The sequence below is a fragment of the Desulfoscipio gibsoniae DSM 7213 genome, from assembly GCF_000233715.2.
GTDB classification, from domain to species: Bacteria; Bacillota; Desulfotomaculia; order Desulfotomaculales; family Desulfallaceae; genus Sporotomaculum; species Sporotomaculum gibsoniae.
Genome location: NC_021184.1, coordinates 2,406,411 through 2,430,240 on the forward strand (window position 1 = coordinate 2,406,411; position 23,830 = coordinate 2,430,240).

26 protein-coding genes, 1 pseudogene, 1 riboswitch and 1 other annotated feature are annotated in these 23,830 nt (G+C 45.8%); of the genes and pseudogenes, 2 read left to right on the plus strand and 25 right to left on the minus strand.

Annotation, left to right across the window (positions count from 1 at the left end; all coding sequences use genetic code 11):
- Positions 1–10: 10 nt before the first annotated feature.
- The 3 genes from DESGI_RS11320 to DESGI_RS11330 form a co-directional block, all read right to left on the minus strand.
- Positions 11–448, minus strand: coding sequence for a 4Fe-4S dicluster domain-containing protein (locus tag DESGI_RS11320; protein ID WP_006523034.1), 438 nt, complete (start codon positions 446–448; stop codon positions 11–13).
- A 415-nt stretch (positions 449–863) separates the two neighbouring features.
- The gene (locus tag DESGI_RS11325) at positions 864–1,337 is read right to left on the minus strand and encodes an HD domain-containing protein (RefSeq protein WP_041285408.1); all 474 of its coding nucleotides are present in this window, start codon (positions 1,335–1,337) and stop codon (positions 864–866) included.
- 77 nt (positions 1,338–1,414) lie between these two features.
- The gene (locus DESGI_RS11330; RefSeq protein ID WP_157872769.1) at positions 1,415–1,576 is read right to left on the minus strand and encodes a hypothetical protein; all 162 of its coding nucleotides are present in this window, start codon (positions 1,574–1,576) and stop codon (positions 1,415–1,417) included.
- Between the two features lie 425 nt (positions 1,577–2,001).
- Here DESGI_RS11330 and glnA point away from each other — a divergent pair, with 425 nt between their 5' ends.
- Positions 2,002–3,324: a type I glutamate--ammonia ligase gene (glnA, locus tag DESGI_RS11335; RefSeq protein WP_006523036.1), complete on the plus strand. Its 1,323-nt coding sequence runs from the start codon at positions 2,002–2,004 to the stop codon at positions 3,322–3,324.
- Positions 3,325–3,395: 71 nt separating this feature from the next.
- Here the strand turns inward: glnA and DESGI_RS11340 are convergent, their stop codons facing one another.
- The 19 genes and pseudogenes from DESGI_RS11340 to DESGI_RS11425 form a co-directional block, all read right to left on the minus strand.
- Complete coding sequence (locus DESGI_RS11340) at positions 3,396–4,361, minus strand: ABC transporter substrate-binding protein (RefSeq protein ID WP_006523037.1); 966 nt, start codon at positions 4,359–4,361, stop codon at positions 3,396–3,398.
- 283 nt (positions 4,362–4,644) lie between these two features.
- Positions 4,645–5,901 (minus strand): ABC transporter ATP-binding protein, encoded by a 1,257-nt coding sequence (locus tag DESGI_RS11345; protein ID WP_006523038.1) that lies wholly within the window; start codon positions 5,899–5,901, stop codon positions 4,645–4,647.
- A 218-nt stretch (positions 5,902–6,119) separates the two neighbouring features.
- Complete coding sequence (locus DESGI_RS11350) at positions 6,120–7,163, minus strand: FecCD family ABC transporter permease (protein WP_006523039.1); 1,044 nt, start codon at positions 7,161–7,163, stop codon at positions 6,120–6,122.
- Positions 7,164–7,584: 421 nt separating this feature from the next.
- Positions 7,585–8,736, minus strand: coding sequence for a PRK06851 family protein (locus tag DESGI_RS11355; protein ID WP_006523040.1), 1,152 nt, complete (start codon positions 8,734–8,736; stop codon positions 7,585–7,587).
- A gap of 466 nt (positions 8,737–9,202) precedes the next feature.
- A complete protein-coding gene (locus DESGI_RS11360; RefSeq protein WP_006523041.1) occupies positions 9,203–9,472 on the minus strand; it encodes a hypothetical protein in 270 nt (89 codons plus the stop codon).
- A gap of 160 nt (positions 9,473–9,632) precedes the next feature.
- Entirely contained in the window at positions 9,633–10,466 is an 834-nt protein-coding gene (locus DESGI_RS11365; protein WP_006523042.1) for a nitrilase family protein, read from the minus strand.
- Between the two features lie 44 nt (positions 10,467–10,510).
- A complete protein-coding gene (locus DESGI_RS11370; protein WP_006523043.1) occupies positions 10,511–11,386 on the minus strand; it encodes an energy-coupling factor ABC transporter ATP-binding protein in 876 nt (291 codons plus the stop codon).
- On the minus strand, positions 11,383–12,162 hold the full coding sequence (cbiQ, locus tag DESGI_RS11375; RefSeq protein ID WP_006523044.1) for a cobalt ECF transporter T component CbiQ: 780 nt from the start codon (positions 12,160–12,162) through the stop codon (positions 11,383–11,385). The genes DESGI_RS11370 and cbiQ overlap by 4 nt, the downstream gene beginning before the upstream one ends.
- 5 nt (positions 12,163–12,167) lie before the next feature.
- Entirely contained in the window at positions 12,168–12,452 is a 285-nt protein-coding gene (locus DESGI_RS11380) for an energy-coupling factor ABC transporter substrate-binding protein (RefSeq protein WP_207638396.1), read from the minus strand.
- 15 nt (positions 12,453–12,467) lie between these two features.
- Positions 12,468–13,253 carry an energy-coupling factor ABC transporter permease gene (locus DESGI_RS11385; protein WP_006523046.1) on the minus strand — a complete coding sequence of 262 codons (786 nt, stop codon included), beginning with the start codon at positions 13,251–13,253 and terminating at the stop codon, positions 12,468–12,470.
- Between the two features lie 101 nt (positions 13,254–13,354).
- The gene (cobK, locus tag DESGI_RS11390) at positions 13,355–14,125 is read right to left on the minus strand and encodes a precorrin-6A reductase (protein WP_006523047.1); all 771 of its coding nucleotides are present in this window, start codon (positions 14,123–14,125) and stop codon (positions 13,355–13,357) included.
- A gap of 427 nt (positions 14,126–14,552) precedes the next feature.
- Positions 14,553–14,752: riboswitch (cobalamin riboswitch) on the minus strand.
- Positions 14,753–14,862: 110 nt separating this feature from the next.
- The gene (locus tag DESGI_RS11395) at positions 14,863–15,309 is read right to left on the minus strand and encodes a hypothetical protein (protein ID WP_006523048.1); all 447 of its coding nucleotides are present in this window, start codon (positions 15,307–15,309) and stop codon (positions 14,863–14,865) included.
- A 49-nt stretch (positions 15,310–15,358) separates the two neighbouring features.
- On the minus strand, positions 15,359–16,123 hold the full coding sequence (locus DESGI_RS11400) for a TatD family hydrolase (RefSeq protein ID WP_006523049.1): 765 nt from the start codon (positions 16,121–16,123) through the stop codon (positions 15,359–15,361).
- Positions 16,124–16,154: 31 nt separating this feature from the next.
- Positions 16,155–17,960 carry a DNA helicase RecQ gene (recQ, locus tag DESGI_RS11405; RefSeq protein WP_006523050.1) on the minus strand — a complete coding sequence of 602 codons (1,806 nt, stop codon included), beginning with the start codon at positions 17,958–17,960 and terminating at the stop codon, positions 16,155–16,157.
- A 329-nt stretch (positions 17,961–18,289) separates the two neighbouring features.
- A pseudogene (locus tag DESGI_RS25710) lies at positions 18,290–18,385 on the minus strand (MBL fold metallo-hydrolase); the annotation flags it as partial.
- Positions 18,386–18,491: 106 nt separating this feature from the next.
- Positions 18,492–19,124, minus strand: a complete 633-nt coding sequence (locus DESGI_RS11410; protein ID WP_006523052.1) for a C40 family peptidase — start codon at positions 19,122–19,124, stop codon at positions 18,492–18,494.
- Between the two features lie 250 nt (positions 19,125–19,374).
- Positions 19,375–19,563 carry a hypothetical protein gene (locus DESGI_RS11415; RefSeq protein WP_041284865.1) on the minus strand — a complete coding sequence of 63 codons (189 nt, stop codon included), beginning with the start codon at positions 19,561–19,563 and terminating at the stop codon, positions 19,375–19,377.
- Between the two features lie 79 nt (positions 19,564–19,642).
- Positions 19,643–20,038, minus strand: a complete 396-nt coding sequence (locus tag DESGI_RS11420) for a hypothetical protein (RefSeq protein WP_006523053.1) — start codon at positions 20,036–20,038, stop codon at positions 19,643–19,645.
- Between the two features lie 39 nt (positions 20,039–20,077).
- Positions 20,078–20,349 (minus strand) — a binding site (T-box leader).
- A 361-nt stretch (positions 20,350–20,710) separates the two neighbouring features.
- Positions 20,711–20,974: a hypothetical protein gene (locus tag DESGI_RS11425; RefSeq protein ID WP_006523054.1), complete on the minus strand. Its 264-nt coding sequence runs from the start codon at positions 20,972–20,974 to the stop codon at positions 20,711–20,713.
- A gap of 456 nt (positions 20,975–21,430) precedes the next feature.
- Between DESGI_RS11425 and DESGI_RS11430 the strand changes: the two genes are divergently transcribed.
- Positions 21,431–21,952: an NUDIX hydrolase gene (locus DESGI_RS11430; RefSeq protein WP_006523055.1), complete on the plus strand. Its 522-nt coding sequence runs from the start codon at positions 21,431–21,433 to the stop codon at positions 21,950–21,952.
- 72 nt (positions 21,953–22,024) lie between these two features.
- Here the strand turns inward: DESGI_RS11430 and DESGI_RS11435 are convergent, their stop codons facing one another.
- The 3 genes from DESGI_RS11435 to DESGI_RS11445 form a co-directional block, all read right to left on the minus strand.
- On the minus strand, positions 22,025–22,579 hold the full coding sequence (locus tag DESGI_RS11435) for an HD domain-containing protein (protein ID WP_006523056.1): 555 nt from the start codon (positions 22,577–22,579) through the stop codon (positions 22,025–22,027).
- A 41-nt stretch (positions 22,580–22,620) separates the two neighbouring features.
- Positions 22,621–23,133 carry a GNAT family protein gene (locus tag DESGI_RS11440; protein WP_006523057.1) on the minus strand — a complete coding sequence of 171 codons (513 nt, stop codon included), beginning with the start codon at positions 23,131–23,133 and terminating at the stop codon, positions 22,621–22,623.
- Between the two features lie 131 nt (positions 23,134–23,264).
- Positions 23,265–23,822 carry a UbiX family flavin prenyltransferase gene (locus tag DESGI_RS11445; protein ID WP_006523058.1) on the minus strand — a complete coding sequence of 186 codons (558 nt, stop codon included), beginning with the start codon at positions 23,820–23,822 and terminating at the stop codon, positions 23,265–23,267.
- Between the last annotated feature and the right edge of the window lie 8 nt (positions 23,823–23,830).

The window sequence follows — 23,830 nt, forward strand, 5'->3', positions numbered from 1 at the left end:
CCACATTAAATTAGCAGTCCTCATATACCAGTGCTTCATTGGGACAGTGACTTACGCAATAAAATGTATCCAAACCGGCGCAAAGGTCGCATTTGATGATTTCCCTTTTCCGGGGATTTATAAATATGCTGCCGTAGGGGCAGGTCAGCACACAGCTGTAGCAACCCACGCACTGGTTTGGATCGTGCACCACCCGTCCGGTCTCCGGGTCTTTAGATAAGGCCCCGCTTATGCAAGCGGTGACACAGTCCGGCTCGGCGCAGTGCCTGCACTGCAGCGCAAAGGTAAGGGGCAGCTTTTCCTCCACCACCAACCTGGGCAGTGGTTTATCCTCTTCATATAGAAATGCCTTAATAATGTGTTTGGATTTGGAATGGGCCACCGCACACCATACTTCACACAGGTGACAACCCATACAAACCTCGGGTTTGGCCTTAATTCTCCCCATAATGCTCATTCCTTCCATGTAAAAATGCACTTGCTGAATGTGTATGTGGCGCAATCAGCGCAAAATAAAAAGGCCCACAAAGTATGGCCTTTATGAAGGTATGACCTTATCAAAAAGGTAGACCTTATCAAGCAATACTTTGTGGGCCGCGTCGCCCTTTAATAACTATACGGTCTCGCCATTGAGCCGCCAGCAAAACTGCTGTCTTTATTATCAAGTTGTTTATTTTTGCTGATATCTGTTGCTTAGGGTAATAAAAAACGCCCCTAATAATTTGCCTCGTGCAAATCGTTGGGACGCCTTTGTCCTAAATTAAATATTTTATTTGTTCAATTAATTATACTAATTTGCAGAAAAAAAGCAAGGTTTACCGAGCAGAAATATTGTATACACCCGGTGATGAAATTATTTTATACTATAAACCACGCTGTACACAATATAAGCTATCCAGGAAACACGTTCCGGTACTGGTCTTAAAGATCTTTCTTTTTATAGCTTTGATTTGATCCCTTCCAATATTATCTTCAAAAATATTGACAATAAAATCTGCTTCAACAAGAATTTGAAAATCTATAGCGTCTATTTTGCTGTATGTGTGATGGTTACCTATCAAATAACTGACTCTGTCAATAAAAGATTTACTTAAATTGAATTCCTCTAAAATATTACATGCTACAGATGGTCCTTCTAACTGCTGGTATTTCCCAGAAGATGATGAGTATTTTTTTTCACTTTCTTTAATTCCAATATCATGTAAAATAGCAGCTACTTTGAGTAAATTTAGTTCTTCCTGTGAAATACCCTCAAGCTCTCCTATGCTTTTGGCAAACGCATATACCTTCAGTGCATGGTTTATTCGTTTAACGTCACCATCAAAATATAATATCATTTTTTTTATAACCTCACTATGAATATTCAGAACCAGCACACCTCCTCCTTTGATTTATCCACTTTTCCCAAATGGTATTATGCAAAACGCCAACCCCGGGCAATAGGCATGCGGCGTTCCGGTCCGAAAGCCCGGGAGGTCACCCGCAAACCAGGCGAAGCTTGCTGTCGTTTATATTCAGCAGTGTCCACCCGGCGGACTATATCCAGCACCAGATTCCTACCATGCCTCATAGCCATATACTTATTACCCAAAATAAAAATGCCCGGCATTCCACGAAAGAAACGCCGGGCGTCCTTGCCCCCTGCAGGTCCTCAGTAACCTTACGCGTTTATTTATATAAGATTATACAACAAAGTGATATAATTTGCGTAATGTTAGTTATAAAAATAATTCAACAAAGGTTATTGCAATTTAAAAACAATTCCTTTATAATGACATTATTCAATTAAATATTACTTAATACAAAGGTGTATTAATAATTTGGCAATGATGCCCACGAACAGTTTATACAACTTGTTCGTGGGCTTTTATATTTTAGCCGTGCAATGGTGTGCGGTAACCCGGCAAAGAGGCCGGCACAAGGTTTGTTAGATCAGACCTTGTGCCGGCTTTTAATATGTAACAAGGTAATTATTTAACTAATTTGAAAGGTGGCTCGGTCATGGATAAAAGAGAAGTTATTGCTGAAGCGAGGGAAAAGGGAGTTAAGTTTATTCGTTTGCAGTTCACTGATCTGCTGGGGGTAATGAAAAACGTAGCTATTACTATTGATCAACTGGAAAAAGCTTTGGATGGAGAATTAATGTTTGACGGATCATCCATATATGGTTTCACCAGGATAGAAGAATCCGATATGTACCTGCGTCCTGACCCAAGCACCTTCGTGGTATTTCCCTGGCGACCCAGAGAAGGCGGAGTGGCCCGGTTGATGTGTGATATTTATAATCCCGATGGTACTCCATTCGACGGCTGCCCCAGAGTGATCTTAAAGCGCCAATTGGCAAGGGCCGCAGAACTTGGCTATTCTATGCAGGTGGGCCCGGAGCTTGAGTTTTTCCTGTTCTGTGTGGATGATAATAACGTACCCACTCTAAAGACCCACGACAACGCTGGTTATTTCGATCTCTCCCCAGTAGATCTTGGGGAGCAAGCCCGTAGGGATGTAGTACTAACCCTGGAGCAAATGGGATTTGAGATTGAAGCCTCTCACCACGAGGTGGCCCCGGGCCAGCATGAAATCGACTTTAAATATTCAGATGCCCTTGACACCGCTGATAAAATCGTTACTTTTAAATTTGTGGTTCGAACTATTGCCCAACGGCACGGCCTGCATGCCACGTTTATGCCAAAACCTGTATATGGCATCAATGGCAGCGGCATGCACACCAACCAGTCTTTGTTCAAAGGGAATATCAACGCCTTTTATGACGAAAATAGCCCTTTGCAATTAAGCAAGGAGGCCTATTACTATATAGGCGGTTTATTAAAACATGCCCGGGCTCTGGCCGCTATAACCAACCCCACGGTGAATTCCTACAAGCGCCTGGTGCCGGGTTATGAAGCGCCGGTGTACCTTGCCTGGAGCGGCCGCAACCGCAGTCCTCTGATTCGCATCCCCGCCAAGCGTGGACAGAGCACCAGAGTTGAGCTGCGCAACCCGGACCCATCTTGCAACCCCTACCTGTCACTGGCAGGATGCCTGGCAGCTGGTCTGGATGGAATCGTCAACCAAATAGATCCGCCGCCGGCTTGTGACCGGAATATCTACCAGATGACAAGTACAGAACTGGATGAACTGGGCATTAAGTCATTGCCCGGCAGCTTACCGGAAGCATATGCTGAATTAAGCCGAGATGAGGTTATTAGGGATGCACTGGGTGAGCATATTTATGAAAAACTATCTGAAGCAAAGGCCAAAGAATGGGAAAGTTTTTCTTTGCAAGTACACCAGTGGGAAATAGACCGTTACCTGACTTTGTTTTAAATGGGTACCAACGAAACGTGGACAATAAGTCCCGACACTGGGTGTTCAGCCCGGGTATCGGGACTTTTTTATTAAGAAAACACTTCCGGGTGTATTATCTTGGCCATTTGTTCTAGCCCTTCAATCAGCCGCGGTCCGGGCAGAGTGACCAGGTCATCTTCAATAGAATAAACCTGATCTTCACGCACGGCATTTAACCCGGCAAAACCGGGACGGCTTTTGATATCCTCCGGCTTGTGAGCGTGGGAATTGATAATGTATATTTCCGGGTTTCTGGCCAACAGCATTTCCCGGTTAAATTCGGTAAACTCCTCAGTCGTATCCCCGGCAATATTAGAACCCCCGGCAATGCTAATCAAATCATCTATAAACGAACCCGGGCCGGCAGTCATCAGCGGGTCATCCCAAACTTCAAAAAAGATGGTCGGCTTTGTTTCTGTCCGGTCTATCCTTTCCTTGACATTGGCCACTCGCTGCTGGATATCCTCAACAACTTCCGATGATTTGGCTATGGCTCCGGTCACTTGGCCGGCCAGATGGATATTTTCTATTACCTGGTCAATATTCCTGGCATCAAGAACTACTACATTAATCCCCAGTTGATCAAACTGCTTGATAAAGTCTTCCTGAATACCTGCCGCGGTAAATATTAAGTCAGGCTCACTACCGACAATTAGTTCCAGATTTGGTGTTTGAAAACTACCCACCTTTGGTTTCTGCAGCGCTTCGGCGGGGTAATCGCAGTAGTCCGTAACTCCGACAATACTATCTGCCACGCCAATGGCAAATAAAATTTCTGTAATTGCCGGGGACAATGATATGATTTTGCCGGGCTCTGATTCAATTACAACTTCCCTGTTCAGGCTGTCCACAATGGTTAGGGGAAAAGCATCTTGTTGGGATGCCACGTGATTCTGCAAAGCTGATTCATCCCCGGATTGATCCTGGCCGCTGCCTCCGCACCCGGCGGCAAACAATAACAGCATGGCTACGAACAAAAGTAATATAATCTTATTACTCATACCAATAAATTTCACTTATATCGCTCCCTTGGATAAGAAAATAAACTAACCTGTGCTTTTTCCTCTTTAGATGTACCCACCTGACAAGATATGGCTTGATAAGAATTTACATATACCAGGCATTTCCGTAATTTCCGCTACTCCATTTGTTACCAGTGACCCGGGTATTTTCGGCATACTGGACAACCTATCTTTTAATACCGCATTTAATAGAATTCCGGCAGTTTGGATGGCCTGTTTTTGCGGCAGTAGTCCCCAGGTCAGTTCGTCCTACAGGTGAATAAGCGCAGCGGTAAGTTTAAGCCTGACCCCTTAATAAGGCTGTTAGTTTAGGATAGTTTAAGTCTGACCCCTTGCGCGCCATTTCCTTATAAATTTCCGAGGCCTGGCCGCCGGTATAATCCCGCTGGCTGATATCCTCCGCGCCCACCAGAATAACTGTTTTCCCTTGTTGCATAGCGTCCCTGGCCTGCTGCAGGTTGCCCAGGTTGCCTGTGCCAAAGGGAATGGGCAGCAGCACCACCACGTCCGCCTGGTCGATTAAAGCCTGGTTTTTCTGGTAAGTGGCAGGCTTGATACTGCTGAAGGGCGCCTCTTCCACCAAGGGCAGCCCCAGCGACTTGGCCTTGCTCCAGTCGCTGTCGCCTATATTCAACACGCCACAGCTTACTATGTAACCATATTGAACCAATTTATCCATAATGTGGGCACCGGTCCCTCCGCCACAAATAATATGCACCCGGCAGTTGGCGTTATTTTTACTCTCTGGGGCACTTCTGGAAACTGGTATAATATTGAACCGCCCGGTCAAGCTGTTCGGGGCTACAATGACTTCAATGCCATATACCTGCCTGATATTTTGCGGAGTCAGTACCTCTTGAGGGCTGCCGGAAACAAAAATACCGGCCTGGTGCAGCATTATAACATTTTCGCTGAACTGGGCCGCCAGGTTAAGGTCGTGGAGCACAGCTATTACCGTAAGCTTGCCTGCCCGGGTAAGGCCTTGCAATAACTCTAATAACCCCAATTGATGCTGTAAATCCAAAAAGGCGGTGGGTTCATCCAGCAGCAGCACCCGGGGATCCTGGGCCAGCGCCCGGGCCACAATTACTCGCTGGCGCTCACCTCCGCTAATATCGGTGATCAGCCGGTCCTTGACAGGCCAGGTTCCAGTAACCTGCATAGCCCACCGGGCAATGGCCATGTCTCGCTCGCCCTCGCCCTGAAACCGCCTGAGGTGAGGCATGCGGCCCATTAAAACCGTTTCCATAACGGTAAATGGGAACTGGGCGGCCGTTTCCTGAGGCACCACCGCTATCTTTTTGGCTAACTCGGCGGGTTTCATCTTATCTACGTTTTGTTGATCAATTAACACAACCCCAGCACGGGGTGTTAAAGCAGTGGATATGTTTTTCAGCAATGTGGATTTTCCCGAACCATTGGGCCCGATAATGGCGACAAAGCCGCCGCACTCAACTGCAAAGGAGATATCCTTTAAAACTTCCCGTCCCTTATATTTGAAGCCCAGCTTTTCAACTTCCAACTGTGGATGCATAAAAATCTCTCCAAATAACTAAAGTCGCTGTTTAAACACTTGTTTCAGCAGATGACCTGGCTTTTTACTATAAAATGAAATAAAAAGATTGTTTATCGCTGCTGCAGCCACAATTTGGCATAGCTTTGCATCACGTTCCCGGTGCCATCAAGCAAAACCCCGTATAGGTAGTAAATTAGTTAACACATACTGCTAATGGCAATAACGAATGCAGCATATCAAACACCGGATTTTTTGCTCCTCAATAGATAAATGAAAAACGGGCCCCCGATGAAAGCTGTAATAATACCCACCGGTATTTCAATAGGTGCCAGGGCAATACGTGCCAGGGTGTCAGCCGCCACCATCAAAGACGCCCCGGCTAAAACCGATGCCGGCAATAAAATACGGTGGTCCGGCCCCACCACCAGCCTGACCATATGGGGGACAACCAGCCCGACAAAACCAATAGTGCCGCTGACAGCGACAGCGGCCGCCACCGCCAAGGCAGCCAGCGCCAGAAGTAGTTTTTTTAGCCTCTCGGTATTAATGCCCAGGTGCTGTGCTGTATCTTCGCCAAACAGCATGGCATTCAAATCTCGGGCAAATATAAAAAGGCCCGCTATACATAACAAAACCACCGGGAGGGCCACTGCTACATGGGACCACCCTTTGCCGGAAAAGCTACCCAGCATCCAAAATACAATTTGCTGCATCTCAGTGGCATTTAAAATCATAACAAAGGACATCATGGCGCTGTTAAAGGCGCTTATAGCTACACCAGACAGCAGCAATGTATAAACCGGCACCCTTCCGCCAACCCGGGCAATGTTGTATACCAGCCAAGTGGATAGCAGCGCACCAATAAAGGCCGCAACGGGCAGAGTCCAGTAACCCGTTATACCGCCGGCACCCAGAACGATGGCAACAGCAGCACCCAGCGCGGCACCCGATGAAACGCCTATGATGTAAGGGTCGGCCATAGGGTTTTTAAATAGTCCCTGCAGGGTGGTACCCACCGCCGCCAGCGCTGCGCCCACCAGGGCGGCCAGTATCACCCGGGGCATTCTTATTTCATTTATAATCATCACATGGTTAGGCGGGCAGTTACTCGTGTCCACCAGCGCGTCCAATCCCGGGGGCATCGCAATAAACAGCCTTAGCGATTCCGCCAGAGAAATACCGGCAGGGCCCAGTGTTACGCTCAGCAGCATAATAAACAACATTAACACCGCGCCGGACATTATAATTAAAGGCCAATAAGTTTTCGATGGGTAGGCCATCAGCAATCTCCTGGATAAAATATTTTCGCGATTTTGACATGCTACTTATTGCTTAGCAGTGCTTATCACAGTAGTTCGACAGCATATATTTTAACACCTGCATTTTACATCTGTCTTGCTTTTGATGGGGTACACACTTTTACCTTGTCCTATTAAAATATCTTACATTGTTCATTTTGGTGGTTTTGGCATACAGTGCTTGTCTCATGTTAAATCAAAGTTATCCAATTTAATTGGTGAACGGCAGGTTAAGTGATAGTCGTTAAAACATGTCCCATGTTGGGATTCTTCAAGTGGTCGAATTGAGTGTACCACAAGTGTCCTCCCCTTCAGGGGTAGACATTGTGGTACACCCACCGGACCGTTTTGAATGGAATTTTTATCAAACGTCATCAATCTTAGTGTTCAATAATCTTAGCTTTCAGTTTTTCAACCTTTCAACACCCGGTACCTTCGACATACCATCGATTTCCGCGGCCAGGTCCAGGATCCGGGCAAGTGTTTTTTCGCGTCTGGCATTGATGGCCTCAAAATCCATGTACGGTGCATAATATTTTTCCATATCGTCATGGGTGGCCTTGGCCTGGCAAAGGAATGATATGGCCTGCTCCATGCATTCCCGGTACATTTTACGGGCCGTTGTCTTTTCCATTAAATACTTTTCGTTAAGAATGGGGTTTACACACTCCATTGTATCAATTACTACATCACCGGCTTGGGGACGGAAATCATGCGGCTCCACCGAGTTAACGATAGCCACGTCCAGGGCGGGTATTACCAGGTGATCAATTAACTTGGGTTCCAGGGCACAATGGTAAGCCTCTACATTAAACCCCCGCATCATAGCAGCATCCATCAGCCTGCTCACCAGAATGTTTTTACCGGTTCCGTCATCCCCTTCAATAATGTATCGCTTGCCAATATGATCCACAATAGTGGCTAGGTGGCTCACCGGGCCGTCGGGCGTGATGGCGGTGGCAAATAATCGTCTGGCTTTGGGATTATCGGTTTGCCGCTCCTGCCCCTCAAAGATTTCGTGTACCAGGTTCAGTGACATACGGTCGAAACTGCCCACATTAATAGCGCCTGTTTCTGTATAATACAGCTTAACCTCATTGAGAAATATTTTGGCAGCTGCCAAATAAGCATATGCTCGCTTAAAAAGTCGGCCAACCTCCTTGTTGCAAGCTAGTATCTCCTGCTTATTGGCGCGGATGCCCTGCTCGTTCCAGTGGTCACCTAAATGGATAATACTGTCAACTGCTCCGGGGTGCTTGGGATCCACTATATGGGGAGCCGTGCCATCCAGCATCGCCACACCTATAGCCGGGATAACAATTCCATCCAGTGAACCGTTATCCGAGGAACAGCAGTGGAACTCTACATCATACCCGCGTTCCAGCATCTCTTCGGCAATCTTGCGCATAAAAGTTGATTTACCCACACCAGGGCCGCCTTTAATGACGAATATCCGGGTAGCGCTTTGTTGGTCAATAATATAATCATAAAAAGAGTAAAAGCCCTGGCTGGTGTTTCCACCGGGAAAAACTTTCTTCATTCTTCCCTTGGACAAATGAGGTTCCCCCTTTATTACATATACCTGCCGCAGCTGTGGCGAGGGGTTAATACCCGTATTTAACATCAATTACCGGAGATAGGCAGCCCTGGTGGCTGCATGTGCCGGCACTACAGGTTTTAAGCCTCCACCGACTCAGTAATGCTTAATACGGCAGGCACCCTTTATTTGTGGCTGGGTATTAACTCCACAATATAAAGCACCATGATATAGGTTTTTTTAGGTAAACCTTCTCATGGCGCCATTGCCAGAGTGTTTTCATAACCACAGGGTTAGTTTATTATATGCGGGTATATGTAAAAATGATTTGCCGAAGGGACACCCGGGCGTGCCATATATTGGACACCAATAGCCGGAAAGGTGTTTAAAAGCCAGGCAATCAATGACACATATTCATTAATATACTATAACAAGTACCTACATAGTATTATTTAACGTACCCAATGGATTATCTTGTTAACTACTAATGGCACTGGCACTTCAATTCAGGCGGCAGTGTGATGCCCTGTTCCTCCAGGTATTCCTCGGCCCGGTGACTCAGGTAGTGCACCAGCGCCTGGTTCTCTTCATCAGTTAAAGTTACTGCGTTGGAAATAAAAGATCCGCTTTTCAGGTTGAGCATACCGAAGTAATCTTTCTCCCTAAGCTTGAAATGAAATTTAACTTCATACAGCTCATCTTCAACTAATCCCACAGCGGTAATTTTAATTGTCTCAATGATATTGTTTTCCATAAATGAACTGGTCCTTGGACAGCAGCGCTGAACTAGGATGCGAGTTCAGTCCAAACTCCCCTGACCATTTTTCACTCCCTTCTTTTATGGCATTAAACAAAGAGGCGAACCAAAGAATAGATAACCGTTATAATGACCACTAACCAGAAAATCAATAGGCTTAACCTCTTTTGCTCAATTCACCGTACAACTCCGGACGCCGGCCGTCCAGGTAAAAGCTATGGCGCATGGAACCGGACTCCCGGCGCCGTATGGTATTGATTACAACGGGATCAAGGTCGGCTACCAGCAGCTCTTCCCGGTTATTGAATGCCTCAGCAACAACGTTGCCCTTGGGGTCAATCACCAGTGCTCCTCCACAAAAAGCGTGCCCGGTTCCGTCCTCACCTACCAGGTTGCAGGCCGCGACAAACACCGCATTATCATAAGACCTGGCGGTCATATATTTAAGCCAAATTTCCCGGCGGTCCCCCACTATAGTGGGTGAGGCATGGGGCGCAAAAATTACCTCCGCCCCCTTTAGCGATAAAATGGCAGTAACCTCCGGGAAATGCAGATCCCAACATACTTGTACACCAAATTTCGTCTTAGCATGGCTGAAAACCGGCAGCTCCGAACCCGCTGTAAAATTTGGTTTTTCGCTGTTGCCTAAATGCGTTTTCCTGTATTTAAGCAATTTTCCGTCAGGATAAGCCGCCAGCTGAGTAATATAAGGCCTCCCTGTGGGCGATGTCTCGGCCACTCCCGCCAGCACCACAATGCGGTACCGGCGCGCCATATCCACAATACGCCCCGCCGATGGTCCGGGAACGGGCTCAGCGGTGGGCCCGGAATAGTTCCGGCTGTACCCCTGCACACATAATTCGGGAAAGCAAATAATATCTGCTTTTTGACCAGCCGCATCACGGGTGAAAATTTCTATTTTATTTAAATTGTTTTTCGTTTGAGCCAATTGTGCGTTCATCTGAACCAGGGCTATCCGTAATTGTTCCATATTTTCACCTAACAATCATAATCATTTAACCCCAAACTACATCGTTACTGTGCTACCCTTATTTTAACACCGGCGGCACCCGGGGATGCATTTCTAATTAACTCTAGCAATGTTTCCTTACTGTCGGGCATGGGCGCGGTTGTGGCAAGCAGTCCGCTATCGATTAACTCCCTGTAGACCTCCAGCACCCAGGGCTGTTTCAGACCGCAACCGGCCAGCAGTTCCCGGTTTAAAAACACCTCCCGGGGGGTTCCTTCCCCGGCAACTTGACCGCCGTTAATAAAGTAAATATAATCAGCCCAGCTGTAGGCCAGGTCAACATCGTGGGTAGACATAACCAGTGTTTTACCTTGCTTGTTTAACCGGTGTAGTAAATCCATTGTTTTATCCACCATACGGGGATCCAAACAGGCGGTAGGCTCATCAAAAATTATCACCCGGGGCTCCATAGCCAGCACCCCAGCGATGGATACCCGCTTTTTTTGCCCGTAGCTTAAAAAATGGGTTGGTTTACTGCTTAAAGTATCAATTTCTGTCTGTCTCATAGCCTCCCGGGCTTTGGCCAGGGCCACATTCTTATCCAGTCCCAAATTCAGCGGTCCGAAGGCGACATCCTGCAACACGCTGGCCGAAAATAGCTGGTGGTCCGGGTCCTGGAATACGATAGCTACATTTTTCCGCAGCTCCACTAAAGAACGGTGTCGGTAATCCATCGACCGCCCGTCAAATAAAATCTGACCCTGCCGGGGTCGCAAAATACCGTTAAAATGCAAAAACAAGGTGGATTTACCCGCCCCGTTGGCACCCAGCACCGCTACTTTTTGCCCTTCCTTTATTTGCATAGTTAACCCGTTAAGTGCATTGGTGCCGTCGGGGTATTGATACACCAACTCCCGGGCTTCAATAATGTATTTTCTCACATTATACCTCCCGCGTACAGTGCCCAGGCTGCCAGCACAGCTTCAACCGCCACGATTACCAGCACATGGCACAATGACCAGTTCCGCTTGTCTTCTATAAAGTGCAGCTGCCCGTCATAACAACGCGCCACCAAAGAATCATACATATTTTGAGATTGCCGATAAGATTTTATAAACATGGATAGTATCAGCTGGCTTAAAGCAGTAAAACCTGTACGCATGCTTCGATAACCCAGCCGTGATGATTGGGCTGTATATATTTGCCCGGCCATCTCCAGCAGTATGAATATCAGCCGGTAGATTAAGGTAATTAATTCCACCACCAGCGCAGGTACCCGAAGTTTACGCAATAGGCCCACCATTTCGGTCATGGGCGTGGTAAGGGACAAAAAATACAGGCAGGATACCGCTCCCAATGAGCGGAAAAACAGATTTACCGCGGTATCCAAGCCTGCTTTGGTTATACCCACCGCATAGTCGCCCAGGTAAGTACCCCAAAGAAATTGGCATGGCTCACGGGTTACGGAAACCGCCACTGCAACCAGACCAATAATCAGAAAAGAGCCCGGCACCAACAGCAGCTTGCCATAAAACTTCCAGGGAATTCCGGCTAAAAGCACCACCACCCCGGCCATCAGCAGAGTGACGGCCAGGGAAGTGGAGAGTGATGGCAGAAACAGGCAAACACTCATGGTTAACACAAAAAAAAGTGCTTTTTCACCCGGGTGTACCTGCGTAAACCTGTTGTTATATGCAAAATGATCAATTAATAACATACTGGTTATTGATCCCTCTTAGAATTCTTTTTACCTTTCATATAGCCCAGATAGTAACTTATAAAACCCGCTCCCAGCGCCCCTTGCAGGGCAAATAGGAGGCTTTCTATTTCTCCGCTGGGTGGTTCCCAGATGGAGGAAAACCAGGGGCGGTAATCGGGATTAATTTCCGCAATAACTTCCTCCGCCTGCCCGTCGGCCCCCCCAAATTCCGCGCCGTTTACCATTACCAGCGGTACCACGACCAGGGCGACCACCAAAGCAAGCAGCAGTATATTATTACGCAGCATACTGTTTTTCACGAGCTAACGCACCTCCCCTTGCAAATGCTCCGGGATAATGGCCAGCTCAACAAGCTCATTCTGGCTGTAGGTATACAGCAAATTAAAAATTAGTACGGTAAGCAACCCTTCACTGACAGCCAAGGGAATTTGCGTAAAGGCAAAAATAGCTGCAAACTTAGTAAAGGAGGCCGGTATCCCCCCGGTAGCGTCGGGTATGGCCAGGGCCAGCTGCAATGAAGTAGTAAGGTAAGTTAGCAGATCGCCCAGCGCAGCACCCGAAAAAACAGCCAGCCACAGTGGGGTGCGCAACCGGCGGCACAGTTTATAAACGCCGTAGGCCACAAACGGGCCGACCACGGCCATAGAAAAGGCGTTGGCACCCAGGGTGGTAATGCCGCCGTGGGCCAGCAGCAGTGCCTGAAACAGCAGCACAATGCTGCCCAACACCGCCATAACGGCCGGCCCGAACAATATAGCACCCAGTCCAACACCCGTGGGATGCGAACAGCTGCCCGTCACCGAGGGAAGTTTAAGAGCGGACAGCGCAAAAGCAAACGCCCCGGCAAAGGCAATGAGCATCTTCATTTTTGGATTCAGCCCAACGGTTTTGTTAATGGAAACCAGACCCAGAATAAAAAAGGGCAGCGTTAATAAATACCATATCGCGCACCATGTTGAAGGTAAGTAACCTTCCATGATGTGCATAGCATAGGCATTTTCGGGTACCGCCAGCACCACCAGCAGGCTATATAAAAGCGCTAAAGTGCTATATTTAAGATTAATTAAAGGCAATAATGTTTTTTTCAATAATGCACACCTTCTTCTAATGTATGAATAAAGAAATTCCTTTCATTTTAGAACCTGACTATAATCGCTATAAAACTTTGGTCAACTGCAAAATAGTGCTGTTACCGTCCATGAAAAGGCAGCTTCCGGTTGATTACCCGCACAGCTTCCTCCCAGTTATATTCCCGCCGGGCAATGACGCTTGGGCGTTTGACAATCACCACTGGTATCTTTAAGGACAGGGCGGCTTCAATTTTGGTATCAGTACCGCCGGCCCGGCCGCTATCTTTGGTAACCACCACTGCGGCACGGTACATTTTAAACAGTGCTTTATTGATTTGTTTGGAAAAGGGCCCCTGCATGGCCACGATGTTCCTGGTATGAATACCCATGTCCTGGCATTTTTTTACAACCCTGTGTTCTGGCAGCACTCTCACCACCAGACGAATGTTATGCGTTTTTTGCAGTGCAACAAAGTACTCTAGATCATGACTTCCCGTCGTTAAAAAAATTGTCTTTCCCAAACCGGCGGCCTTTATAGCGGCCTCGGGCATTGAATTCACCGGGTGGACCAGTTCGTGACAGGTTATATTAATCTCATCCCTACCAATATGCAGGTAAATAATATCCATTGCCTGGCAGTGTTGAGCCAGCCTGTCATCAGTCATTTCACCAAAAGGGTGCCTGGCATCAACCACGGCCCGCACCCCCAACTGCTTCAGCCACACCTCTGTTTCAGACGGCAGCTCGTTTTCCACCAGGGTGGCCCCGTATTGCACAGCCAGTTCACGGCCATAATCCGTAGAGGCTATAGCAACCACCCGGTAGCCCTGCCCCGTCAAAGTTTGAGTTATCATTCCACCGTCGCTTGTACCCTGCAAAACCAGTATCAAGTAAAATCACTCCCAGTGCACAAAAGCCCCCTGGTATTAGCGGGGGCTTAAAAGTTAAGGCGACCGCATGCAAACCACAGTTCAACCACCCCCTAATAAAACTATCAGCGGTGCGCTTGAACAGGCCCGGTTTGCTGATTTGGATATGCGGCCCCAAGTATTTTTGGGTTACCATGCCTACACAGCATAAAATGTAGCCGAATTTAAGCTGTGCGCTTCTCGAGCCACAGCACCTGTTATATTTGGTGATAAAATATCCCTGGACGTGTAATGCTAATTCCGGAGATGCCAAAGATATTCAACTAATCACAAATAATAAAAGCCTTAGCTCCCACGTTAGCTAAGGCTTATCTTTTACAATACCGTAATAAAAGCACTTTGATACGGCTGCAAAGGTATCCACACCAACCCTCTCCGTGGGAGGTTAACTATGTGTGTAACCCGGGTAGGTCTCCTGACTTATGGTTCACCGCCCGCCTTTAGCCTTCCCGGTTACGCCGGTGGCAATTAAAAGGAGGCTCGCCATTTACAGTGGCCGGACCGTCCAGGACTTTCACCTGGTTCCCTATTATCCCCATGGCACCTGGTTTTTGGTGTGTTTGGGGCACCCGAGTAATAAACTTACTATTTGATTATATTATCAATACTAGCACATTTATGTTATATTGTCCATAGATTGCAAGGTGATTAAGTAGCCAACCACCACAACCGGCTAACCGACCACTTTTGCCCAGCGGCTACTGCAACAGTATGGACAATAACCCCAGCGGATTATTTAATAACAATACATCCGTAGCATTAAAGCTCAACGTTATATCTTTTTGCACATCTAAAGGCACAACTTCCAAAGTAACGGTAGCCTGGGCAGTGGTACCCTGAACAGATATATCCCGCACATTATGCAGTTTGATGTTGCCTTTGAGCTGATCAATCAGCTTTTCAGCAATAGGTGTGGCGACACCCACATACTTTTGGACAGTTTCCATATTACCGCTGTTGATGCCATTAATAAGTTCAGTAACTGCATTCCTGACATCTTGCTCGGTAAGCACATTGGGATCATTAACATAATCTTTGTTTGACGAGCAACCCACCATAAGCATAGCAATAACAACCATTAATAACATTACACGCTTCATACTTCGCCCGTAAAAGAACCCAGCTGAATTAAAATTGTTGAGCATCAAGCTGGCTTCCCCCGATCAGGCTTCACCCCTTTCGGCTTAAACTTATTTATATGTGATACAACCGCGCGGCATTATCCCTGGCCAGTGCATTGATTATATTTTCATCAACCTGCCTGGCTTGCATATATTCTACCGCATCGACGAAACCAGCAGGATCATTGGGCATAATATTGCTGTAATCGCTGTTCATCATGCCCCGGGCGAAAAGATCCAAGTGTTCCACCAGCACATCAGCAGTCAGGTTCTGTACCCGCATGGTCAACCCCGGTACAGCGCCAAAATCATTAATTTGCCCGATGATGTCCAGATGGGCATGGTCAATAACCAGCAGGGTGGGATCTACGCCCACACGCCCGGCGATATTTAACATTTCATCCACCACAGCAGGCCGGTTTTCCTTGGGGGTATGGATAATTGCCGGTACATTGCAGCTTTTGGCCACCTCCAGCTGAGCCCGCAGCACATCTTTTTCCAGAGTTGAATTCTGGTTCATGCCCACTTCCCCGATGGCCACCACAGTGTCACTGCTGATAAAATCGGGTAAACTCTCAATCACCCTGGGCCAATCGTCCGGGATACCGGCCGGGTGTACGCCCACCGCTGAAAAAAGCTCAATGCCAAAGGATGCAGCCAGCTTTCTGTAAAATCCTTCGATCATCCTGAAATGGTCAAAGTAGCTTTCCGCATGCCGGGCCGCTAAAACTATGGCACAGCTCATCGCTTTGTTGATCCCTTTATCCGCCATAGCCTGAAAACCCGCATAGGGTATCATACCGGCATGGGTGTGACTCTCAATATAGCCTTTAGACATTATTTGCAACCTCACTTTCAAGTTCGATTAATCATATTCCACGTTCAACATTGGGATAATCCACGACTCCGCCCTCTTCCAAATAACGCCGTATTTCTTGCAAAAATTCTGCGCCGTAGCGTTGCAACTTGAATTCCCCCACCCCACTGACAGCCAGCAGTGCCTGTTCATCCACCGGGCAGCACCGGCTCATATCCTGCAGCGTCTTGTCGGAGAATATCATATATGGCGGCAGTTTTTCCCGAACTGCAATATCCTTACGCAGCCGGCGCAGCACCTGGAAAAGGTTGTCGTCAACCCGGGCTTGTTTTTCCCGGCGCACTTTTTGGTACACACTGGCCTGGCCTTTCAGTACCGGGTAAGCATTTTCCTTTAACTTAAGCACAGGGTACTCACCCTGAGTCATGGCAATATAACCCTCGGCTATGAGCATGTTAATCATATCTTTAATTTCCTGGATGGTATAATTGCTTAACAATCCATAGGTGGATAAACGATCAAATCCCAGCTGCTGTACCTTTTTATTCCGTGAACCTTTCAAAACACCGGCCACCATTGTTATGCCGTATTGTTCCCGCATGCGCCACAAGCATGATAAAATTTTTTGCGTTTGCACAGTGATATCCACCAGCTCACAATCACCGCTGCAGTTGAAGCAGTTACTACACGTATCGGCAGCTTCCGCGTCGCCAAAATAAGTTAAGATATACCGGCGTAAACATTGCGGCGTATGGCAATAACCAATCATAGCCTGTAATTTGCGATAATCGGCCTCCCTGCGCTCCGGGGTCGATTCATTAAGTTCAATTAGTCTTTTTTGCACCTGGATATCCTGCGGGCTGTATAAAAGTATACATTCACCAGACTCACCGTCACGCCCGGCCCGGCCGGCCTCCTGGTAGTAAGCCTCCATGTTCTTGGGCATATTGTGATGGATTACAAAGCGCACATTAGATTTATCGATACCCATACCAAATGCGTTGGTTGCTATAATTACCTGAATGTTGTCATGGATAAAGTCGTCCTGAGCCCGGTTGCGCTCCCTATCGCTCAGCCCGGCATGATACTTGCCGACGGAAAACCCTTTAGCCTGTAAAAAGTCGTACAGGCTGTCCGCTTCCTTGCGCGTGGCAGCATAGATAATGCCTGAACGCCCCTCATTCTGGCTCAGGTATTGAAGCAAGAAGTTTTTTTTGTCTTCACCTTTATTCACTTGCAGGTATAAATTAGGACGATCGAACCCTCCAATGTGGATTAAGGGATTTAGCAGGCCCAGTTGTTCAATGATATCCCGCCTCACTGCCTCCGTGGCGGTGGCTGTAAAAGCGGCCACCACCGGCCGGGTGGCAAAACCATTGATCAGCCTGGCAATAGCCAGATAGCTGGGCCTGAAGTCATGACCCCATTGGGAAACGCAGTGCGCTTCATCCACGGCCACCAGGGAAACATTAAGCTGGTAAATAAGCTCCAGAAAGGAATCTGACTCCAGCCGTTCCGGTGCTATATACAGCAGTTTGTAAGAGCCCCGGGCCAGGTCATGCATACGTTTGACAGCATCACGGTAGGCCAGCGTACTATTAATAAATACGGCCGGTATGCCCTGATTGATTAATGCATCCACCTGGTCTTTCATCAGCGATATCAATGGTGATATAACAAGTGTAATACCTGGCAACGCTAAGGCCGGTACCTGGTAACAAATGGATTTACCTCCGCCGGTGGGCATTACCACCAACGTATCTCGCCCACCAAAAATATTGCTGATAATTTTCTCCTGGCCTACCCGAAAGTATCTATAACCGTAATATTTTTTCAACAGTACCCGGGCTCTTTCCATGATCATTCACTCCAGCGATTTGTTGGTTAGTTTTGTTTATGCAAAAATAGTTTTATAAAAACCAGCCCTAATATAATAGATTAATCATGTTATGCGATTAATAGTATCCTTTTGTTTGCCTAATTCATTTTTTGAATATGTCAGCTTTCTCCTGTAATGTTATAGTTTTATATGGTGGGCTGCAACAATTTTATATTTCTTGCACGTATAAGCTTTATCCTGCCGCGAGGTAAACAAGTCTTACAAATCAAAAACATGTTAGTAACGCCTTTTGCTGTTGTAACTACATTGCCAGTGCAGCAAGCAGGGCGAGATAATCTAATATAAGAATGCCGCGAGTGCCCGTGGGTAAGTATAATTGCCTGCGGACGGCTGTCTTTACCGAAGCGACGGTCAACAGATTGCAAAATAAAATGGGCGCAATTAAACGATAGGTAAAACCTACATGATCCAAAGCGCCTCCAAGGTTTAAAAAACCCTTGAAGCAGAATAATCGCTTCAAGGGTTATTATATTAGTTGATTTTTACAAGCTATGGTATTATCCTGCTGTAACCATAAAAGTGAGTACCCCAGTACGCACTGTGTACAGAAGCGGTCTCCACACCGCGGCTGGATGTGGAGCTAATGAATTGACCACCTCCAAAGTAGATACCGGTGTGATTAATATAACCACCGCTACTGAAAGCTACGATATCACCGGGCTTTGCTTCCTGGGCGGATACCTTGGCCCCCCTGTAGAATTGTTCTGCTGCAGTGCGGGGTAAATTAATACCCAAATGGTTGAAGACATATTTGACATACCCGGAACAATCAAATCCTGCGGGCGTTTGTCCACCATAAACGTAGGGTACACCTGTGAATGATTTAGCATAATCCAGTAGTATTTCAGTACGGCTTGTCCCCCGGGATACCTCTGCCGTCTGACTAACCGGAGTACTGCTTGATATGAGCAACTTTTGACCGGGGAATATCAAGGTTGTGTAAACAGCGTTTGATTTTTGGATTTGCTCCACCGAAACACCATACTGCCTCGAGATTCTCCATAGCGTATCACCAGGCTGCACGGTATAATACGTATCCGCGTAGGCCGGCCCAGTCACCCCAAACAAGATAGCACCTAGCGCAAACGTAAAAATTAATGTCCAGAATTTTGTCATGTCCATGCTCGCTTTCCACACCTGCGAGGTTAGCTGGGCAGATCAGACGAAAGATAGCCCTTGTTTTTAACAACTCACCCCATGTTATTGGTTCCCCAAATTCGGTGTAAATAATTATTCAGAGGTTTACTCAATTAGTTATTTGATTGACCACCTCCCGTTTTTATATGGTTTTAGTGCTAAAATTTACATATGTGAATTTTAACACTACATATGTTAGGTACGGTTCATAGGTCAAAATTTGGGGGTATTGTCGCTATTTTGCCGCCATTATCGACGTACCATTTACCGGACTGTTTGCGCTATATAGTTCTGTTCTTGACTTTGCCGTATATCTTGGCGATATAAATTTATTTTTATCAAGCCCATCTTGGCTATTTTTATTAAAACAGGCATGCAAAAAAAAAGGAAGCAGGAGAACCGTCCCCATTGCTTCCACCTTCAATATTCTGACCACCTGAATAATAACAAAAAATATATATTATAGTTTAGTCCATGCTCTTGGAATACGAATATAAATATTATTAATAACCTCTGACTAATTTAATGATGATCATATCAAATTCCTCTTGGCTAAGAATCCGGTAACCTTGGTCCGAATGCTCAACCGCTACGCCCACATGGTTAAAAATATCATACCTAATAGAGATAGCATTGTCCCCTGCATTTCCCATAACGGTACCGATGGTGTATACCCTGTTGTCCCCTTTGCCTAGTACGATGCGGTCCCCCGCTTGCAACGCCGCCGCCATTTTTTCTGTACAGTCTATGCTGCTAATTTGCCCCACGCCTTTGGTGACCTGCACTTCCGGCACGGATGCTAATAACCGCACAGGCTGCCTGTTAGATAAACTTGATAATACGTGCCCTACATTACTACCGTGCGCATGGACTTCACTCAGCATTTCAGTTTGATACATAGAAAAACCCCCTTAAATAAATTAAAACATCCCGCCCCACTAAGGGACGGGATGTAATGGCCTCGCGGTACCACCCTATTTACCCCGGATATTGATCCGAAGTCACTCTTTCAAGGTACGGGAAAAAAACTTTTTCCGATACCCCCTTCCTTTTAACGGCGGAAGTCTCCGGCCCGGCCTACTAGACTCTATGAGCATTCAGCCTGCAGTTCCGGGGTGAACTTCAATTTAACCGTTCTCACCAGGCTCCCACCGCCCCTGGTTCGCTGAGGAGACTAATTAAATCTACTTTACCCCTTCATGACATTTATTTACTATCTACTTAAAAACAACTTTAACAATTATCAACTAATTTGTCAACCTTTTTTATTACTTAAAAATAAACTATTCTGTTATTTTCTTCTAAGCCCTAATTTACCTTCATTTGGTTTTTAAGTTATAAAGTTGGGGTTTCCTCTCAAGGAGCGGTTGAAACGGTAAGCTGAAGATTCGGCTTACTGGTATTAGACAATTTTTCTGACACAGAGCAAAGCAATGAATACGGAAAAATAGCGGAATATTTAGTAACCCAGAGTAAGAATCAACCGGGCCTATCTCCCCGGTTAACCTGGTGATTATACTAGGGAAAGCAGGATGGAGAGGAGGGAAGCAGGAGAACCGTCCCCATGCTTTCTAAAAATCGTCCTCGTGGTCGGGGTGGTTGATAAAATACTCTCTCTCCAAAAGCTCGTGGAACTGCTTGGGCACAGGAACTAGCTGCCTTGAGGTTGTCCCCTCGGAATGCATCAATTCAAAGATAAGCTCGTAACTCCCATCGTTGTTCTTGCGGGGGCGCCACCTGCTCAGCTTCGTACCTTCCTGGGAAATATGCGCGCGCACAGTTTCATCGCACCAATTAAAAAAAGTAGCTTCCTCATCATTCATGTAGTCAATCATACGCAAATTCCCTCCTAACGTCAGTCTGGTTAGGTCTTAAGGTTACCTATATAAGTATACTATAATTTACATTGGTTTGCATTATCGATAGAATACTGGAAAAAATCTATTGACCAAAATATTAGACTAGATTAAATTTATTATTTGGAGTATTAATTGATGATTAGGTAACAGTCGAATAAATATCTTAAGACTGCTAGAAAAAATTATGTTCTATCTCCGCCCGGCAGAACTATTAAAATCTGATTCGTAAGGAGTACAGAGCATATGTTGACGGTTGAACCAATTTATTTATAGTTTCATACATTTTATGTAAATACATAAAGGTAAAAAAGCTCACTTAGCGAATATGCATATAAACAGCCTTTTCATTGCACCCTAGGCACATTGCTCGGGGGTTAGTAATTAATATTTATTTTTCGTACATTAAGATTGTTTTAAAGAGGTGTTATTGACTTGGATAGTATTCTTTTTAATAACCAATGGATTCAAATCCGCAAAAAAAAATATTATGTTTATGCACATTTAAAATGGTGTAATGGCATAGGAGTAGCTATCCTACCGTTCAGAAAAAAAACAGCAGGCCAAATAGAATATTTAGGGAGATATGAAACGTGCCCTCCACATGGAGAAGGATTAAAGCTGTGCTCGATTACCGGTGGATACGATAACGCCAACCGTTTCAGCATAAAAGAATGCGCATTGAATGAACTTGGCGAGGAAGCGGGATATCATGCTTCCATAAAAGATTTAATTGATTTGGGCACTGTTTATGATAGTAAAAGCTCTGATACTGTTATTTATATGTTTGCCATAAATTTTGATATAGCTGACATTAGAAAAGTCAAAGCCACAGGTGACGGAACCGTCGGTGAAAAAGGAGCTTATTGTAACTGGATTAATAAACATGATGCCATTACCTGTGGTGACCCTTTGCTAATAACTATGGTTGCAAGGCTTGAATATGTAGCTCCTTAAGGACTGGTGTTTCTGACCGGATCGGGCGGCTCTTTGGAGAGCCATTATAATCTGCCTTTTTGTCATCTATAGTTATCGTAAAACCTGTAACGCTTCCCGGGCAAACAATTTTGCCGTCAACGTAAAAAACCATTCATCAACACATTCACTGAGCCATTTCAGGTATTTATTGCGTTCTATTCCAAAACGCTGGTAATCAATTTCAAAACCACGGGGAGAAAAACGAAATAGCTTATCCGCGTCCTTAACAATTCGATCGTTTGGGGAAATGGCTTCAAGCCTGGAATCATGGCCATCAATAATGAGCAAAATTTCTTCCATTTTACTAGCATCATAGTCGACCTTTTCCAGAATCTCTCTCGCCATTTTTACTCCTTCCACTTCATGCTTACGCCTGAGTTCCCAGTCAAATTGTGGCCCAAAGGCCTTTAGATGTAAATTAACCGGCACTTTCCACCAACCCAGATCATGAAGAATTACTGCCGGAATAACAATATTATCATCGCCGGCCTCCTTTTCCAGAAGTTTATAAGCATAGCCCAGGGATATTTCAATATGAATATCATTTTTTCTGGTATTAAGAAAAGGTTTGGCCAATTCATAAATTAATTTATGAGTTTCCTCCATGTTAACCTTAACTCCTTATAAGGATTATTTATCTTCAGCTTTTATTGGCACCCATAGGAATCATACGGAACTACCCTGTTTTCCTTAGTCAAAATCTTAAAAGTATCAATATCCTGCTGATAACCACAACGAGAGTAAAACTGCCAACCCTCCTCTGTTACACTCAAGATAAAAATTAAGGTGCCATCCTGGCAGGCCGATTCAAAAAAACCATAGATATAACGAGCCAAGCCCAGGCCACGTAATTCTTCCTGAAGGACGATTATATCTATCTCCACTAATTTTTCCGTTTTAGGTTTAAATACCAGAAGGCCGGCACTTCGTCCCGATGGCCAGGTCATCACCAAAATAAAATTGTTATATATCTCCTGCAATCCAATATAGTAGGGGTTGATCTCACCAAAGTCCGAAAATTGTTGGAAAATCTGCTCGAAATCTTCTCGCCCGATCAACTTTGCGCCTTGTATCTGCATCCGGCTGCTAAAGTAATCAACGAGACTATTATCGATCATAGCGGGACAATATAACTTGTATTTCCACCAGCCTGGGTACACGGCGCTCCCTCCCGTTTATGCTCAACCCTCTCTTAGCCATTCTATTGTTAAAAAAATAAGTATAGAATCTATTCTCACCCCTTCCAAATAATTAATTAATAGGATTAAATGTTCAATACTACTCCACGCATTTAACTTCCTTCCCAGCGGCGAAATAGCTGGTGTTCTATGCCAAACTGATCAAGGGCTTTACCGACAGTTTGATTGACTATATCGTCAATAGTTTTTGGCTGGTGATAAAAAGCCGGCACCGGTGGCAAAATTGTTCCACCAAGCTCGGCCAGTGTAACCAGCAGCCTCAAATGGCCTATATGTAGTGGTGTTTCGCGTACAATAACCAGTAGTTTTCTCTTTTCTTTCAGGGCTACGTCTGCGGCGCGTACCAACAGGTTGTCATTGTACGAATTAGCTATAGCCGATAAGCTTTTAATGGAACAGGGAGCCACAATCATGCCGTCATGTTTAAAAGAACCACTGGCAATGGCAGCACCGATATTTTCATTTTCATAAACATAATCTGCCAGTGCTTCCACATCGTTAATGCGATAGTTCGTTTCCATGCTGATAGTTATTTTAGCGCTTTTACTAATCACCAGGTGTGTTTCAACCCCGCACTGGCGCAAAGCCTCAAGTGCCCTGATCCCATAAATGGCTCCACTGGCGCCGGATATCCCGACAACGATTTTCATTAACATAG

What these genes read in the sequence shown, in the direction of transcription:
- DESGI_RS11435 (WP_006523056.1), bottom strand. Translation starts at nt 22,579, where the DNA reads ATGGAGGAAACTCATAAATTAATTTATGAATTGGCCAAACCTTTTCTT.
- DESGI_RS11365 (WP_006523042.1), bottom strand. Translation starts at nt 10,466, where the DNA reads ATGGAACAATTACGGATAGCCCTGGTTCAGATGAACGCACAATTGGCT.
- DESGI_RS11395 (WP_006523048.1), bottom strand. Translation starts at nt 15,309, where the DNA reads ATGCTCAACAATTTTAATTCAGCTGGGTTCTTTTACGGGCGAAGTATG.
- DESGI_RS11445 (WP_006523058.1), bottom strand. Translation starts at nt 23,822, where the DNA reads ATGAAAATCGTTGTCGGGATATCCGGCGCCAGTGGAGCCATTTATGGG.
- DESGI_RS11345 (WP_006523038.1), bottom strand. Translation starts at nt 5,901, where the DNA reads ATGCATCCACAGTTGGAAGTTGAAAAGCTGGGCTTCAAATATAAGGGA.
- DESGI_RS11420 (WP_006523053.1), bottom strand. Translation starts at nt 20,038, where the DNA reads ATGTATCAAACTGAAATGCTGAGTGAAGTCCATGCGCACGGTAGTAAT.
- DESGI_RS11425 (WP_006523054.1), bottom strand. Translation starts at nt 20,974, where the DNA reads ATGATTGACTACATGAATGATGAGGAAGCTACTTTTTTTAATTGGTGC.
- DESGI_RS11330 (WP_157872769.1), bottom strand. Translation starts at nt 1,576, where the DNA reads ATGGCTATGAGGCATGGTAGGAATCTGGTGCTGGATATAGTCCGCCGG.
- DESGI_RS11350 (WP_006523039.1), bottom strand. Translation starts at nt 7,163, where the DNA reads ATGGCCTACCCATCGAAAACTTATTGGCCTTTAATTATAATGTCCGGC.
- DESGI_RS11320 (WP_006523034.1), bottom strand. Translation starts at nt 448, where the DNA reads ATGGGGAGAATTAAGGCCAAACCCGAGGTTTGTATGGGTTGTCACCTG.
- DESGI_RS11380 (WP_207638396.1), bottom strand. Translation starts at nt 12,452, where the DNA reads ATGCTGCGTAATAATATACTGCTGCTTGCTTTGGTGGTCGCCCTGGTC.
- DESGI_RS11360 (WP_006523041.1), bottom strand. Translation starts at nt 9,472, where the DNA reads ATGGAAAACAATATCATTGAGACAATTAAAATTACCGCTGTGGGATTA.
- glnA (WP_006523036.1), top strand. Translation starts at nt 2,002, where the DNA reads ATGGATAAAAGAGAAGTTATTGCTGAAGCGAGGGAAAAGGGAGTTAAG.
- cbiQ (WP_006523044.1), bottom strand. Translation starts at nt 12,162, where the DNA reads ATGTTATTAATTGATCATTTTGCATATAACAACAGGTTTACGCAGGTA.
- DESGI_RS11325 (WP_041285408.1), bottom strand. Translation starts at nt 1,337, where the DNA reads ATGATATTATATTTTGATGGTGACGTTAAACGAATAAACCATGCACTG.
- DESGI_RS11410 (WP_006523052.1), bottom strand. Translation starts at nt 19,124, where the DNA reads ATGGACATGACAAAATTCTGGACATTAATTTTTACGTTTGCGCTAGGT.
- recQ (WP_006523050.1), bottom strand. Translation starts at nt 17,960, where the DNA reads ATGGAAAGAGCCCGGGTACTGTTGAAAAAATATTACGGTTATAGATAC.
- DESGI_RS11400 (WP_006523049.1), bottom strand. Translation starts at nt 16,123, where the DNA reads ATGTCTAAAGGCTATATTGAGAGTCACACCCATGCCGGTATGATACCC.